Source organism: Rhizobium sp. R693, from assembly GCF_002211315.1.
Lineage (GTDB): Bacteria > Pseudomonadota > Alphaproteobacteria > Rhizobiales > Rhizobiaceae > Rhizobium.
The window spans coordinates 1-16,009 of record NZ_LOKY01000029.1; the positions used below are offsets into that span (position 1 = coordinate 1).

Consider the following 16,009-nt stretch of genomic DNA (forward strand, 5'->3'; position numbering starts at 1 on the left):
GGTGACCACCTTCGAAACCGAGCATGTCGTTAAGATGAAGCCCGGCCAGACCGTAGACGCCGGCGGCTATTCCGTGCGGTTCGACGGCATGCAGCCGGCCACGGGCCCCAATTACAGCGAGGAGCGCCGGCACTTCATCATTAGCCGTGGAGGCGTCGCGGTTGCCGATGTCTGGTCGTCCAAACGGGTCTACACGGCGCGGCAGATGCCGACGACCGAGGCGGGCATTGTGACGTTCGGTCTCAGCCAACTCTACCTGTCGCTCGGGGATCCGACGAACGACGGCGGCATCGTCGTTCGCATCTGGTGGAAGCCCTTCATCCTTTGCATCTGGGGTGGTGCGGTGATCATGGCGATTGGCGGGTTCGTTTCGCTGAGCGACCGGCGCCTGCGGGTCGGCGCGCCGAGCCGCAGGGCAAAGCCGGCGCGCCCGGCCCTGGAGCCGGCGGAATGATCCGGCGCCTCCTCGTCGTCCTGGCGCTCGTGTTCTCGACAGCCCCGGCCTTTGCCGTCAATCCGGATGAGGTTCTGGCCGATCCTGGGCTCGAGGCGCGCGCCCGGGCGATCTCCGCGGAGCTGCGCTGCATGGTCTGCCAGAACCAGTCCATCGACGATTCCAATGCCGAGCTCGCAAAGGACCTGCGCTTGCTGGTGCGCGAGCGGCTCACCGATGGCGACACCGATGAGCAGGTGATGAACTACATCGTCTCGCGATACGGCGAGTTCGTCTTGCTGAAGCCGCGCTTTGAAACGAAGACGATCCTTCTGTGGGCAGCACCGCTCCTGCTGGTTGTTGCAGGCGGCCTGTCGCTGATCGTCTTCGCGCGGAAAAGGGCGGGCCGTCCGACCGGCTCCAAGCTGACCGCCGAAGAACAGGCGCGCTTGAGCGAATTGCTCGACGAGTGACCTACGACCGTCTGCGGAGGCGGCCTCGCACGACGGACGCGACAAGCACCGCAGTGAATGCGAGCACCACGCCACCGGCCGCGATCGGTCCTGCCGATGGCGAATAGACGTCCATCACCGCACCCACCGAGGATGAGCCCACCGCGCTGCCGGCGGCGTAGGCAAGGGCGAAGGCCGCACTTCCCGCGACAAGCGTATCGCCGGCGTAGCGTTCCCCGAGGATCGTCAAAGCGCAGGTGTATAGCGAAAAGCTCGCCGCGCCCATGATGCCGAACATCACGAGAATTGCCGCCTGCGACTCAAGAAATGGGATCGCAATGAAGCTCAGTCCGGCCAGGAGGCCGGAGCAGATGGCGACGCCGAAACGCGAGGTCTTGTCAAGAAGCCAGCCGACAACCGGCTGGGCAAGCGCCGTCGGTAGCGCGAGCACTGTAACGCTGATGGCGGCGAACGCTTCGGAGTAACCGAGCCGGACGAAATAGACCGGCATCGCCGAGATGGCGGCAATGTCAGCAAATGCAAATGCGACTACCATGCAGATCAGCATCGGCGCGCTTCTGACAAACTTGAAGAGCGCGCCCGATGCGGCCTGCTCGGGAAGCGTCCGTGCTTTCCGGGTAAGGATGACCGTCAGGAAGGCGACGCAGGCGACGTAGACCGCAAGCAACGCGAAGGCAAAGCCTTGCTCGGTGCCGAAGATCGGAATCACGAGCGGGCCAGCGGCAAAGCCACCGCACATACCAGCCCCATAGAGACCGGAGACGCGTCCGCGCAGGCGATCCGGGCACGCGGTATTGAGCCAGGCTTCGCTCAACATGAAGATCAGGCTGACGAAGAAACCGAGGCAAAAGCGGGCGACGCACCACACCCAGAAAATGTCGAACGTCGCGAAGGTGGAAAGGCTGACCGCGCAGCCGATCAACCCGGCAACGATCAGGCGGTCGCCCCGCACTTTGCGTGATAGCCACGTCACAGCGAATGTCGCGACAGCAAGGCCTGCCGCAAAGCAGCCGGCATTGAAGCCGATAAGACTCGGCGAAATATTGCGATGCTCGAGAACGAGAGAAATTAGCGGGTAGGTCAGTCCCTGCGCAACAGCGAAGGCGGTGACACCGAAGATGACGGCGGCAAGCGCTGCAGTATCAGGCGCAAAATCCTCCCCCGTGACCACATGGACCATTGTCTCATCCCTCCGGCGTGAGGAGGAGGATTATCGACTTCTCGCGCTCTAGTCGAGGAGTTTGCTCCTCAGATTGCAGCGGTCGTATCGCACATTACGAATTTTTCATCGCTCGGACAGTTCGCAGTAAGGTGTGCCGTCCTATATCTTCCTTCATCAACCGATCCGGTCATCCTGATCCTGTAGATGTTGAAGTCAAAGAAGGTGCCACTCATGTTCAAGAATATCAAAGCTCCGTCGCTCACTACCGCGCTGAAGGCTTCGACCGTCGCCGGTCTTGCCGCTGCGGTGCTTGCGACCGGTATTCCCCTGGAAATCACGCGTTCCTATGCTGAAGCCGTAAAGGTTCAGGCGCCCTCCGTTCCGAGCTTCGCGAATGTTGTCGATGCCGTTTCGCCGGCAGTCGTTTCCGTGCGTGTTGAAAATCGCGTCAACCCAGTATCCGACGATGAGGGCAATGGTTTTGCCTTCGACTTCAACGGCCGCGGCTTCGACGATCTTCCGGATGCCCTGAAGCCGTTCTTCCGTCAGTTCGGCGAGCAGGGTCCGCAGGGGCCGCAGGGCCGCCGCGGTCCGCAGGGACATCATGGCCCGCAGGATGGCAAGGGTCGTCTGCGTCCGGTTGCACAGGGCTCTGGCTTCTTCATTTCCGAGGACGGCTACATCGTCACCAACAACCACGTCGTTTCCGATGGCGCGGCATTCGTTGCAGTGATGAACGATGGTACCGAACTCGATGCCAAGCTGATCGGCAAGGATCCGCGTACGGACCTCGCTGTCCTCAAGGTCGATGGCAAGGGCCGCAAGTTCGCCTACGTCAACTGGGCCGATGACAACAATGTTCGCGTCGGCGACTGGGTCGTCGCGGTCGGTAACCCCTTCGGTCTCGGTGGTACGGTGACTGCCGGTATCGTCTCGGCTCGTGGTCGCGACATCGGCTCTGGTCCGTATGACGATTATCTGCAGGTTGATGCTGCGGTGAACCGCGGTAACTCCGGTGGTCCGACCTTCAATCTTAATGGCGAAGTCGTTGGCATCAACACCGCGATCTTCTCTCCGTCCGGTGGCAGTGTAGGTATTGCGTTCGCCATCCCGGCGTCCACTGCCAAGGATGTCGTTGCCGACCTGATGAAGGACGGCCAGGTGTCCCGCGGCTACCTGGGTGTCCAGATCCAGCCGGTTACCAAGGACATTGCTGACTCACTTGGCCTTTCCGAGGCAAGCGGCGCGTTGGTCGTCTCCGCTCAGCCGGGAACGCCCGGTGAGAAGGCCGGTATGAAGGCAGGTGATGTCGTGACTGCGGTCAACGGCGAAACCGTCAAGGATGCCCGCGATCTGAGCCGTCGTATCGGCGCCATGACGCCGGGCAAGAAGGTCGAGCTCTCCGTTTGGCGCTCTGGCAAGGCTCAGTCTCTGACGGTCGAACTCGGAACGCTGCCTGCTGAACAGAAGGATGCTTCCGCTGATGACGGCGATCAGGCACCGGAAAGCCAGGCTCCCGCTTCGGAAAAGGCGCTGGCCGATCTCGGCCTGACGGTTGGTCCGGCTGAGGATGGCAAGGGCCTGCAGATCACGGGTATCGACCCGAACTCCGACGCGGCCGACAAGGGCATCAAGGAAGGCGAGAAGATCACCTCGGTCAACAACCAGGAAGTCTCCAATGCCGACGATGTCGTCAAGGTCCTGAACCAGGCGAAGAAGGATGGGCGCACCCGCGCGCTGTTCCAGATCCAGTCGAAGGACGGCAGCCGCTTCGTCGCCCTTCCGATCAACGGCCAGGGCTAATCATCCCGACCCTGACAGGATGGGAGTCGCGCCTTACCGGCGCGGCTCCTTTTCGCCAATATCCATAGGGTGAATGCAATGACCTCTGTGCAGCAGGAAGAAGGTTTAAGCCTTGCCGAAACGCAACCGGCAAGTAATGTCGGCCGCATGAAGATTCTCATCATCGAAGACGATCTGGAAGCAGCGGTCTACCTCACCAAGGCCTTTCGTGAGGCGGGCATCGTGGCGGATCACGCGAGCGACGGCGAAAGCGGCCTCTTCATGGGCTCGGAAAACACCTACGACGTGATCGTTATCGATCGCATGTTGCCGCGCCGCGATGGTCTGTCCGTTATCAGCGAACTGCGCCGCAAGGGAATTCACACGCCCGTTCTCATTCTCTCCGCGCTCGGTCAGGTGGATGATCGCGTAACCGGCCTCAGGGCAGGCGGCGACGACTACCTCCCGAAGCCTTACGCATTCAGTGAGCTTCTTGCCCGCGTCGAGGTGCTGGGTCGCCGCAAGGGGACGCCGGATCAGGACGTCGTTTATCGCGTCGGCGACCTTGAACTCGACAGGCTTGCGCATGAGGTTCGCCGCGGCGGCAAGGAAATACCGCTGCAACCGCGCGAATTCCGCCTCCTCGAATATTTGATGAAGAACGCCGGTCAGGTCGTGACCCGCACGATGCTTCTCGAGAACGTCTGGGATTACCACTTCGATCCGCAGACCAACGTCATCGACGTTCACGTGTCCCGGCTGCGGTCGAAGATCGAGAAGGACTTCAGCCAGCCGCTTCTCAAGACCATTCGCGGTGCGGGGTATATGATCAAGGACGAGGGATGAACCGTTTCTGGTTTCTCTTCAAGTCCACGGCGGTCCGCCTTTCGGCACTTTATATCCTGCTCTTCGCCATCTGCGCCGCGACTCTGGTCTTCTATGTAACGGCGATGTCCGAGCGGCTTCTGACCAACCAGATCCGCGAGGCTGTGCAGCAGGAAGTGGATCAGGTCCAGCGCGCTTACGATACCGGCGGCATGAACCTCCTCCTGCGGACAATGGAACGCCGCGCGCGCCAGCCGGGCGCCAATCTCTACATCATTGCCGGTCCCTCGGGCGATATTCTCGCCGGCAACGTCGCATCCGTGCAGCCTGGTGTACTCGATGAAGAGGGGTGGACCTCCTTGCCCTTCATGTATCAGCGCTATGCGGAAAGCGGCCTCAGCCGCCGGCATATGGCCGTTGCCAATGTCTTCGTCTTGGACAATGGGTTGCGTCTGCTGATCGGCCGCGACCTCGGTGAGCCCGAAGCCTTCCGCGGACTGGTCCGGCAGGCGCTGATGATCGCGCTGGCAATCATGGGTCTCGGGGCGATCATCATCTGGTTCGGTATCGGTCGAAACGCCCTGAAGCGCATCGACCGCATGTCGGATGCCAGCAAGAAGATCATGGCCGGTGATCTATCACAGCGTCTTCCTGTCGGGGGCTCGGGCGACGAGTTCGATCGTCTTTCGGTGTCGCTCAATACGATGCTCGGTCGGATAGAGAAGCTGAACGAGGGCTTGCGGCAGGTTTCCGACAACATTGCGCATGACCTGAAGACGCCGCTGACCCGGTTGCGCAACAAGGCCGCCGATGCACTGGACACCACGGACGGCGAGGTGCGGCGCAGTGCGCTTGAGGGGATCATCTCCGAGTCCGATCAATTGATACGTACGTTCAACGCCCTGCTGATGATTTCGCGGGTAGAGGCGGGATCGGTCGCTGCCGAGATGTCACTGGTGGACCTCTCGGCTATCGTCGCCGACAGCGCGGAACTCTATGAGCCGGTCGCTGACGAAGCGGGGCTGGCCCTTACGTCGTCGATCGAGCCTGACATCGACGTGCAGGGCAACCGCGAACTGATCGGCCAGGCGATTTTCAATCTCATCGACAATGCAATCAAGTATTCCTCGGATGCGGATGGACACGGCGACATAGCACTCACGTTGCTTCGCCGTCCTGACGGCATTTGCCTTTCCGTTGCCGATCGAGGACCGGGTATACCGGCCGAGAAGCGGGAAGATGTGCTTAAACGTTTCGTGCGGCTGGATGAAAGCCGATCAAAGCCCGGCACTGGCCTTGGCCTCTCCCTAGTCGAGGCGGTGATGGAATTGCACGGTGGGAAGCTGGAGCTTTCCGATACCGATCCGCAAAACCAGGAGAAGCGAGGTCTTATCGTCAGCATGATCTTTCCGGCGAAATAGCGCCTCGCGAGCACGGTTGCTGCGGATCGAATTCGATGTTGGCCATCGCCGCCGTAGACCCTACCTTAGATCGTAGTTGCCGGAAGCTGCTATGATTCTCCCCGGCGGTTCTCGGTTCTGTTCGCCAGGGAGGGTGCATGCTGACGAGTTCGAGGCATAGCCTTGTGGAAGTAACCGAAGGGTTGCTGAAGCCGCTGAACAAGAGCGAGCTGAAGCTTGCCCAAACGGACCTCCAGAAGATCGGCAAAAGCGAGCCGGCCGTGGCGGAGATGCTCAAGGCGGAAGGCGCACTTCGCGACTTCGTCACCGCCGCGCTGACCCTGTCCCCTTTTCTACGTGACATTGCGAACATCGATGCGGCAATACTCGCAACAGCGATTTCAGAGCCGCTGGAGCCGCGCATAGAGGCCCTTATCGCAGAAGCGCGCGCATGCTGGAAACCGGCAGCAGGTGGCGAGGCGCCGAGTGAAGCCGAAGTCATGAGCCATCTGCGCATCATCAAGCGCCAGGTTGCCTTTCTTGTCGCCCTCGCAGATCTCGCCCGCGTGTTCGACGGCCGCGTGACGACCGCCTGGCTGAGCCGGTTGGCGGAAGCGTCTGTCGGGGCGGCGATCGATCACCTCCTGCTCGCGGCTCACGATGGGCGTAAGGTAACGCTGAAGAACGTGGCAGCTCCGAGCGAGGGCTCAGGGCTGATCGTCCTCGGCATGGGCAAGCTTGGTGCCTCCGAGCTCAACTACTCATCGGATATCGATCTTGTCGTGTTCTTCGATGAGCAGGCCGGGATCGTCGCGGATCCCGACAACGCGATCGAGATCTTCCCGCGGGTGATGCGGCGACTCGTACGGATCATGCAGGAGCGGACGGCGGATGGATACGTCTTCCGCACCGACTTGCGGCTGCGACCCGACCCGGGATCAACTCCGCTTGCGATCCCCGTCGACGCGGCGATGATCTACTATGAGGGTAGGGGGCAAAATTGGGAGCGTGCTGCCTTCATCAAGGCGCGTGCGGTCGCCGGCGATATCCAGGCTGGCGAACAGTTCCTGCGCGGGCTCGTTCCTTTCGTTTTCCGCAAGTATCTCGACTACGCGGCCATCGCCGACATTCATTCCATCAAGCGGCAGATCCATGCTCACAAGGGGCATGGCGCGATCGCAGTGAAAGGTCATAACGTAAAGCTTGGCCGCGGCGGCATCCGTGAGATCGAGTTCTTCGCGCAGACGCAGCAGCTGATCGCCGGCGGCCGGATGCCAGCACTTCGTTGCCGCGGCACCGAAGAGACGCTGGGGGAGTTGACAAAGGCGAAATGGATCGACGACGAGACCCGCGACGAGCTGACCGAGGCTTATTGGTTTCTTCGTGACGTCGAGCATCGCATTCAAATGGTGCACGATGAGCAAACGCATCTTCTTCCGGAGACAGAAACCGACCTGAAGCGCATCGCTTTCATGATGGGCTTCGACGACACACCGAGTTTTGCCACGCGGCTGGTCGAGGTCTTCAAGACGGTCGAGCGGCGCTATGCCCGCCTGTTCGAACAGGAAACCAAGCTCTCGACGGGAACGGGCAATTTGGTTTTCACCGGTCAGGGGGATGATCCCGATACGTTGAACACGCTGCGTAAGCTCGGCTTCGAGCGGCCCTCCGATATCTCGCGCGTCATCCGCACCTGGCACTACGGTCGCTACAAGGCGACGCAGTCGGTGGAGGCACGCGAGCGCCTGACGGAGTTGACGCCGGAATTGCTGCGCGTGTTCGGTGAGAGCAAGCGCGCCGATGAAGCGATTCTGCGCTTCGATAGCTTTCTCTCGGGCCTGCCTGCCGGCATTCAGTTGTTTTCGCTTCTCGGCAGCAACCCCGCGCTCTTATCGCTCATCGTCAACATCATGTCGTCGGCTCCGAAGCTTGCAGAGGTAATTGCCGCCAAACCGCATGTCTTCGACGGCATGCTCGATCCCGGGCTGATGGCGGAATTGCCGACGCGCGCCTATCTCGCCGAGCGCATCCGCGGCTTTCTGGCGCCTGCGCGGTACTATGAGGAGGTGCTCGATCGACTGCGCATCTTCGCCGACGAACAGCGCTTCCTCATTGGCATCCGGCTGTTAACCGGCGCAATCCGGGGCGCCATGGCCGGCCGCGCTTTCACGCATCTGGCCGATCTCGTCATCGACGCAGCGCTCGATGCCGTCATGAAGGAGATCAGGACGGCACATGGCGATTTTCCGGGTGGCCGCGTGGCTGTCGTTGGCATGGGCAAGCTCGGGAGCTTCGAACTCACCGCCGGCTCCGACATCGATATCATCCTGGTTTACGACTACGACGATGAAGCTGCCGAATCCTCGGGCCCCAAGCCTCTCGACGCGACGCGCTATTTCACCCGCATCACGCAGCGACTGATCTCGGCGCTCTCTGCGCCGATGGCCGAGGGTGTGCTCTATGAGGTCGACATGCGCCTCCGGCCGTCTGGAAACAAGGGGCCGGTCGCTACTCGCATCAAGTCCTTCGAAAAATATCAGCGGGAAGAGGCTTGGACCTGGGAGCACATGGCGCTCACGCGTGCCCGCCTCGTGTGTGGCGACAAAGAACTGATCAGGGAAGCCGAGCGAATCATCGCCGACGTGCTCCTTTCGAAGACCGATGCAGTGAAGATCGCCAAGGACGTGTCGGAGATGCGGGCCTTGATCGAGCAAGAAAAGCCGCCGGCCAGTATCTGGGACCTGAAGCTCATTCCGGGCGGGCAGATCGATATCGAATTCATCGCGCAGTATCTGCGGCTAGTGGCCTCCACGAAAGGCCTGTTCATCGAGGAGGACGATTTCAATACGGCGGGGCAGGTGAAGCTCGTCGGCGTGGAATTGATGGACCGCGATGACATGGAACTCTGCCTTGCGGCGCTGTCGCTCTATACTGACATTTCGCAGCTCATCCGGCTCTGCATCGACGGTCTGTTCGATCCGAAGGAAGCGCCGGCGGGCCTGACCGATCTCGTTTCCCGTGCAGGCGACTGCCCTGACATCAAGACGCTTGAGGGAGAGATCAAACGGCTTTCGAAAGCCGTCAGGCAAATATTCCAGACCGTGGTGAGATCTTAGTGGCCGTTGTTCGGGATGTGGAGTGAAATGACGGTGCCGATCGCCTCGCGTGAGCGGATCTTCATTTTGCCCCCGTGAAGCGTCGTCAGCGACCGCGAGATCGCGAGACCGAGGCCAGAACCTCCCTTGCTTTTCGCATACTGGTTTTGCACCTGCTCGAAGGGTTGGCCGATCTTGCCGAGCGCCGCGCGAGGGATACCGATGCCAGTGTCTGCAATCGTCAGCATGACACCGCTGTTGGTGCGGCGCGTGCGAACAGCGATGCGGCCGCCTTCATTGGTGAACTTTACGGCGTTGGAAAGCAGGTTGAGCAGGATTTGCTTAATGGCGCGGCGGTCGGCGGTCAGCCGCATCCCCTCGCAAATGCGCTGCTCGACGAAGATATTCTTCTGTGCGGCCGGGATCGCGGTGAAGCGAAGGCTTTCCTCGATGAGTGGCGCAAGATCGATCGTCTCGCATTCAAGCTTTATGTGGCCTGCTTCGATCTTGGACATGTCGAGAATGTCGCTGATGACGTTCAAGAGGTGCTTGCCGCTGTCATGGATGTCGCGTGCATATTCATTGTACTTCGACGAGCCGAGCGGGCCGAACATCTGATCCTGCAGAATCTCCGAAAAGCCGAGGATCGCGTTGAGCGGCGTGCGGAGTTCGTGAGACATGTTTGCCAGGAACTCGCTCTTTGCCCGGTTGGCGGCTTCCGCGCGTTCCTTTTCGACTAGGTAGTTGGAGTTCGCGACAGAGAGCGCGGACTTCTGACTTTCCAGAGTCTGGCGGGAAGCGGAGAGGTCGCCGATCGTTGCCATGAGCCGGCGTTCAGAATCGCGCAGACGCTCCTGGTTGCGCTTCAGCAAGGTGATATCGGTGCCGACCGAAACCATGCCGCCGTCGCGGGTACGGCGCTCGTTGATCTGCAGCCAGCGTTCGTCGGCAAGCTGTACCTCCGTTGTGCGGGAATAGCCGGAGCCATCTGCGTCGGCGATCCGGCGCTCGATGACAGGGCGTGCCGCCGCGGCGTTGACGACGTTGCGCTCGGTGCCAGGGACCAGCACGCTGTCGGGCAGCCCATATGCCTGCTGAAAGTGCGTGTTGCACATGACAAGACGGTCGTTCTTGTCCCAAAGCACGAAGGCCTCGGACGTGCATTCGATGGCGTCAGCCAGGCGTTGGTCGGCCTCGGCGTAGCGCTGGGCGAGGCGATGCTGTTCGGTCACGTCCATCGCGATACCGATCATATGGACGCGGCCTGAGTTGGTGCGGATCACCTGAGCGCGGGCCCGCATCCAGACATAATGACCGCCTGCATGTCGCATGCGGAAGATCTGGTCGACCTGGCCGGCATCGCCGCGGGCAATCGATCGGGCGATTTCATAGACACCGCCATCCTCCGGATGCATCAGACGTGCCGCATCGCTGAAGCACATCGTCCGGTCTGAACCCGGAAGCCCCAGCATCTCGTACATCGAGCGCGACCAGTAGAATTCGCGCCTGTCGAAATCGAAGTCCCAGAGCCCGCAGCGACCGCGCGACAGCGCGGTCTCGACACGAAGGTTCGACTCCAGGAAGATATCATCGGCGTCACGGGCGCGCTTCACCTGCATGTAATAGGCGTAGAGGATGACGAGCAGGATCGAGGAGACGCCGGCGAAGAGGGTCACGTTCAGCGTGACTTCGTCGCGCCAGAGCTTGCCAATCCGCTCCAGCGATGTCGCTGCGATGACATAGCCGCCAGATTCGCCAATCAGAGTGATTTCGGCGTAGTGTGGGCGGCCGCTGATCGTCGTTTCTATGACGCCGGCGCGATCGCCGAAACGGCGGATCGCCGAGACCTCCGAGAAGAAGTCGCCGACGCTGGAGCCAAGATAGGCCGAGCCGGCTGCCGTTGCTGCGAACACCTTGCCACTCGGCTGCACCAATAGCACAAAGGCGTCATTGTCCAGGCGATCTTGCGGAAGGAAGCGCGCCAGCCGAGCCTGCGCCTGCGTGACATCTGCGGTTTCGAATATCTGGTTGGCATCGGAGAAGGCCGCAGCGGCCGTCGCGGCGGCAAGTGCGGTGGAGTGGCGGGCGGCGGCCTCTGTCCTACCGTACTCGGAAACCATTCCGAAAAAGTGCGATGCAGCCACAACCGTAAGGAAGGCCACGATCAGGATCGGAATAATTCGCTTCAGGACGATTTCGACCTGGGAGAGGTTGCGCGAGGACGACAAGGAAGCACGGGAGCGCCTGGCTGAAAAGCTATCACGCCAGGCCAGGAGGCCGTCGAAATCGACACGCAGCCGTCCCTCGGCTGCGGTTGCCCGCCGCACGTTCATCATCTCTTCAGCCTTGATCCCTCGTGTGATTCGCAGCGCCGCTCGCCCGAACCTAACTCAATGAATCATTGGTGATTCGCCTTGTCCAGAGGAAAAGGTAAAAATCTGTTAACCGATTCTAGATGCTGAATTTTCTTTGGCGGTCGGATTGCCGCTGCAAGTGTCGCACCAGCAATCGACGGCAAATCACCCTTTCAGAGTGCGTTCGACAATGTCGCGGACGTCGGTCGAAAGCTCGGTGGCCCGTTCGATTTCCAGCAGGGCGGCGCGCGCATGATCCTGCCGAACCGGCTCGAGGGAGCGCCAGGAACGCATTGACGTCAGAATGCGGGCGGCCAACTGAGGGTTGCGCTGATCAATGTCGAGAATCTCATGCGCGAGGAAGCGGTAGCCCTCGCCGTCGGCACGGCCGAAGCCAGTCGGATTTGCAAAAGCGAAGGTCCCGATCAGCGAACGGACCCGGTTGGGATTGGTCCTCTTGAACAGAGGGTTCTCCATCAGTTCTTGCACCCGATCAAGCGTACCTACGCCCGGTATGGTGGCTTGGACGGAAAACCATTTGTCTACGACAAGCGCGTTCTCTGAGAAGCGATCCTTGAAGGCCGACAATGCCGCGGCAGTTTCGGCGCTGTCCGGGAAGCGATGCGCAAGAACCGTCAATGCATGCAACAAGTCAGTCATGTTGTTGGCGGCATCGAAGGCAGCTCTGGCGCGTGCCGGCGAATTCTCGGCGTAAGCGAGGTAGGTCAGCGCAGCATTGCGCAGCGCGCGGCGGCCGGCACTCGTGGCGTCGGGGCTGAAAGCGCCCGGCGTCGTCATGGAGTCGTAGAGTGCAACGAACGTGTCCCGTCCGGCGTCCGCGACTTGTTTCATCACCGCCTGGCGTCCGGTATGGATCGCGTCCGGATCGTTGTTGCCTCCAAGTTCGCGGGCGATATCAGCTTCACTCGGCAGGGCGAGGGCTTGGGCGCGGAAGGCGGGCTCGAGGCTTTCGTCGGCCGCGGCGGCCAAAAGGGTGTCGACGAATGTTGTTTCAGAGCCGACAGTCTTTCCTTCGCGGGCATCGCGCGCCGCGTTCAGGAGGTTCGGGAGCGCAAGCTCGGTCAGGGCCTGCCAGCGGGCGAAATGGTCCGTCTCGTGGCGTGCAAGCAGCGCCAAGTCGGCGGGCGACTGGTCGAAATGGAGATTGATCGGTGCGGAGAAACTGCGATTGATCGAGACCACAGGCCGCGATGGGATGCCTTGAAATGCGACCGTTTGCGTGCGTTCGGTGAGATGCAAAACGTTGCCGGCATATTCCGCACCGTCGACGGAGGCCGGAGCTATGGTGGCCCCATCTTCCGCGAAGAGCTGCAGACTCAGCGGGATGTGCATCGGCTTCTTCTCCACCTGACCGGGCGTCGCAGGGATCATTTGCTCCAGCGAAAGGCTGAAGGTCTTTGCAGCTGCGTCGTAGGAGCCCGATGCAGTGACCAGCGGTGTGCCCGCCTGATGGTACCAGAGCGAGAACTGTGCGAGGTCGCGCCCGCTCGCGTCCTCGAAGCATTTGACGAAGTCCTCGATCGTCACAGCTTGGCCGTCGTGACGATCGAAGTAGAGGTCCATGCCCTTCTTGAAAGTGTCCTTGCCGAGCAGTGTCGCGATCATACGCGTGACTTCGCTGCCCTTCTCGTAGACGGTCGTCGTGTAGAAGTTATTGATCTCGCGATACTTCGTGGGCCGCACCGGATGCGCGAGCGGACCTGCATCCTCCGGGAACTGTTCGGATTTCAGGTGGCGGACCTCAGCGATGCGCTTCACAGGGCGCGAGCGCTGATCGGCCGAGAACTCGTGATCGCGATAGACGGTCAGTCCTTCCTTCAGGCAGAGCTGGAACCAGTCCCGGCAGGTGATGCGGTTGCCGGTCCAGTTATGGAAGTATTCGTGGGCGATGATCGCTTCGATGTTCGCGTAATCGCTATCCGTGGCCGTTTCAGGATCGGCAAGGACGTACTTGTCGTTGAAGACATTGAGCCCTTTGTTCTCCATGGCGCCCATGTTGAAGTCGGAGACGGCGACGATCATGAAGATGTCGAGATCATATTCGCGTCCGAAGACGTCCTCGTCCCACTTCATCGACCGCTTCAGCGCGTCCATCGCATAGGCGGCGCGGGGCTCTTTGCCGTGCTCGACATAGATCTTCAGCGCGACCTCGCGACCGGACATGGTCGTGAACGTATCTTCGATGACGCCGAGATCGCCGGCGACCAGCGCGAAGAGATAGCTCGGCTTCGGGTGCGGGTCGAACCAGGCGGCAAAATGCTTACCTTCGCCATAGCCGGCGCCACCGAGGAAATTGCCGTTCGATAGCAGCAGCGGATTGGCCGCCTTGTCTGCAATGATGTTGACACTATACGGCGCCAGGACGTCGGGGCGGTCCGGGAAATAGGTGATGCGCCGGAAGCCTTCGGCTTCGCACTGCGTGCAGTAGATACCGCCGGTGCGGTAGAGGCCCATCAGCTGCGTGTTGGCTTCGGGGTTGATGATCGTCGTGATCGTCAGTTCGAAAGGTTCGGATGCGGGCAGATCGCGGACCGTCAGGCTTTCAGGCGTCGCCGTGTATTGCTCCGCCGACATCTCCATCTGGTCGAACAACAGTCCAGAAAGCACCAGCTCATCGCCGTCGAGCACCAGCGGAGCCTTGGGATCTGAGCCTTCGCGGCGGTGGAAGATCAGTCGTGCTTCGACCTTCGTTGCTGTGGGATCAAGTTCGAAGGTGAGATCCACGCGTTCCAGAACGAATTCGGTGGGCTTGTAGTCTGCCAGATTGATGACCTGGCCGGTATCTGTACGCATGGTGTTCCCTGAAGACCTTGAGCGGATGACTGCGTCGTAAGCGGAGTGGGCACTCCACAACAAATTTTGACGGCATGATTACATTAAAGTCTGAACCAAAGTTAAAGCGAAATGACGGCCGCGGAAGATTTGGAGGTGCCGGGCGCGGCTATATTTGGGCGATCCGTGAGCAGGATTTGAACCGGAGTCCTGATGATCCACGTAGCTTGTTCGATCATCAGGAAACTTTCCAATTTTCCATCTGTTCATTCGGCGCGACGGCTGTCACAGTCAGGGTGCGTCGAGTCTGGCGCGTCCTCCTGCCTCCAAACAGCAATACAAGAGTTCAAGACATGCGGCCGGCTACGGGAAACCCGATGAGGGGCATTGCGCTTAAGGTCAGCTCGGTGGTTGTCTTTCTTGCGATGCAGACCTTCATCAAGCTCGCCGGCAGCGACATTCCGCCAGGGCAGGTGACCTTCTGCCGCTCCTTCTTCGCATTGTTTCCGATCATGGCTTACCTCGGCTATCAGGGCCAGTTGCGATCGGCATTCTACACGACCAATCCGATCGGTCACCTGAAGAGGGGAACGCTCGGCATCATCTCCATGGGACTGGGCTTCTACGGGCTGCTGCATCTGCCGCTGCCGGAGGCGATTGCGCTCGGTTACGCTATGCCGCTTGTCGCCGTGATTTTTGCCGCACTGTTCCTCGGGGAGACCGTGCGCATCTACCGTTGGAGCGCGGTGTTTTTCGGAATGGTGGGTGTCGCCATCATATCCTGGCCGAAGCTCACGCTTTTTCGCGAGGGCGGCGTTCATGCCGAGCAGGCGATTGGTGCGATCTCCGTGCTGATGGCCTCCGTGCTGGGCGGTATGGCGATGATCCAGGTGCGGCGATTGGTAGAGGAAGAGAAGACGGCGACGATCGTCCTCTATTTTTCGATTACGGCGACGGTTCTTTCACTCGTAACGGTGCCGTTCGGCTGGCAGTTCCTTGATCTGGGGCCGCAATTGTTTCTCATTGCAGCCGGTTTCTGTGGTGGCGTGGCGCAGATCCTGTTGACGGAGAGCTATCGACACGCGGACGTCTCGACGGTCGCTCCGTTCGAGTACACGTCGATCGTGATCGGCGGCGTCATTGCGTATTTTGTGTTTGGCGATGTGCCTGGGCGCAGCACGCTAGTAGGCACTGCGATTGTCGTGGCTGCCGGGATATTCATCATCTACCGCGAACACCAACTCGACCTGGAGCGGCGCGCCGCGCGCCAAGCAGGATCGTGAAAGCCGCGTCAATCTAGACCTTATGTTCCAAGGGTGAAGGTTGGCCCGCCCCCGCGCTAAGCTGAATTCGGGGATTGCTCTGGATAGGCCGGAGCCGAGCCCCACGCTTAAGCGAGGGCGAACCATGAAAGAGAATAGCGTAACGGCTTGGATACGTCGAAGCTGACGATTTCAGTGGCGGTTAACCAAGCGGGTGGTTGAGACTGCTGCATCCTGGTCGATGGCCCCGGTTGTGGCCGCCTATCAAGCGATGCGCGGCGTTGCATTCATGACGGCGGTTAGCTGTCGTCGAAATCGGCGATGTGCGCCGTTTCGACAATCCTCGTCAGTTGATGGCGTATCTCGGTCTTGTACCGTCGGAAAACGCAACGGGCGAACGGGTCAAGCGTGGCGGGATCACCAGGGCGGG

At 60.6% G+C, this 16,009-nt stretch carries 10 protein-coding genes and 1 pseudogene; 8 read left to right on the forward strand and 3 right to left on the reverse strand.

Annotated features, from left to right (window positions below; translation table 11 throughout):
- Window positions 1-454 (forward strand): cytochrome c-type biogenesis CcmF C-terminal domain-containing protein (locus tag ATY79_RS20350; RefSeq protein WP_280950895.1); only part of this gene is annotated, 454 nt, incomplete at its 5' end.
- On the forward strand, window positions 451-906 hold the full coding sequence (locus ATY79_RS20355; protein WP_088704723.1) for a cytochrome c-type biogenesis protein: 456 nt from the start codon (window positions 451-453) through the stop codon (window positions 904-906). The genes ATY79_RS20350 and ATY79_RS20355, both read left to right, overlap by 4 nt.
- 1 nt (window position 907) lies before the next feature.
- Here the strand turns inward: ATY79_RS20355 and ATY79_RS20360 are convergent, their stop codons facing one another.
- On the reverse strand, window positions 908-2,086 hold the full coding sequence (locus ATY79_RS20360) for an MFS transporter (protein ID WP_088704724.1): 1,179 nt from the start codon (window positions 2,084-2,086) through the stop codon (window positions 908-910).
- A 213-nt stretch (window positions 2,087-2,299) separates the two neighbouring features.
- Here ATY79_RS20360 and ATY79_RS20365 point away from each other — a divergent pair, with 213 nt between their 5' ends.
- The 4 genes from ATY79_RS20365 to ATY79_RS20380 all read left to right on the forward strand — a co-directional run bounded on the left by ATY79_RS20365 (window position 2,300) and on the right by ATY79_RS20380 (window position 9,191).
- Entirely contained in the window at window positions 2,300-3,871 is a 1,572-nt protein-coding gene (locus ATY79_RS20365; RefSeq protein WP_088704729.1) for a Do family serine endopeptidase, read from the forward strand.
- A 78-nt stretch (window positions 3,872-3,949) separates the two neighbouring features.
- Window positions 3,950-4,696: a response regulator transcription factor gene (locus ATY79_RS20370; RefSeq protein WP_088693550.1), complete on the forward strand. Its 747-nt coding sequence runs from the start codon at window positions 3,950-3,952 to the stop codon at window positions 4,694-4,696.
- Window positions 4,693-6,096, forward strand: coding sequence for an ATP-binding protein (locus ATY79_RS20375; RefSeq protein ID WP_088704725.1), 1,404 nt, complete (start codon window positions 4,693-4,695; stop codon window positions 6,094-6,096). The genes ATY79_RS20370 and ATY79_RS20375 overlap by 4 nt, the downstream gene beginning before the upstream one ends.
- A 137-nt stretch (window positions 6,097-6,233) precedes the next feature.
- On the forward strand, window positions 6,234-9,191 hold the full coding sequence (locus ATY79_RS20380) for a bifunctional [glutamine synthetase] adenylyltransferase/[glutamine synthetase]-adenylyl-L-tyrosine phosphorylase (RefSeq protein ID WP_088704726.1): 2,958 nt from the start codon (window positions 6,234-6,236) through the stop codon (window positions 9,189-9,191).
- Here the strand turns inward: ATY79_RS20380 and ATY79_RS20385 are convergent.
- Window positions 9,188-11,506 carry a PAS domain-containing sensor histidine kinase gene (locus ATY79_RS20385; protein WP_088693553.1) on the reverse strand — a complete coding sequence of 773 codons (2,319 nt, stop codon included), beginning with the start codon at window positions 11,504-11,506 and terminating at the stop codon, window positions 9,188-9,190. The two genes, ATY79_RS20380 and ATY79_RS20385, sit on opposite strands and share 4 nt — an antisense overlap.
- A 183-nt stretch (window positions 11,507-11,689) precedes the next feature.
- Window positions 11,690-14,338, reverse strand: coding sequence for an aminopeptidase N (gene pepN / locus ATY79_RS20390; protein WP_088704727.1), 2,649 nt, complete (start codon window positions 14,336-14,338; stop codon window positions 11,690-11,692).
- Window positions 14,339-14,670: 332 nt separating this feature from the next.
- Between pepN and ATY79_RS20395 the strand changes: the two genes are divergently transcribed.
- Both ATY79_RS20395 and ATY79_RS20400 read left to right on the forward strand, forming a co-directional pair.
- Window positions 14,671-15,600 carry a DMT family transporter gene (locus ATY79_RS20395; protein WP_088704728.1) on the forward strand — a complete coding sequence of 310 codons (930 nt, stop codon included), beginning with the start codon at window positions 14,671-14,673 and terminating at the stop codon, window positions 15,598-15,600.
- 178 nt (window positions 15,601-15,778) lie between these two features.
- A pseudogene (locus ATY79_RS20400) lies at window positions 15,779-16,009 on the forward strand (transposase); the annotation flags it as partial.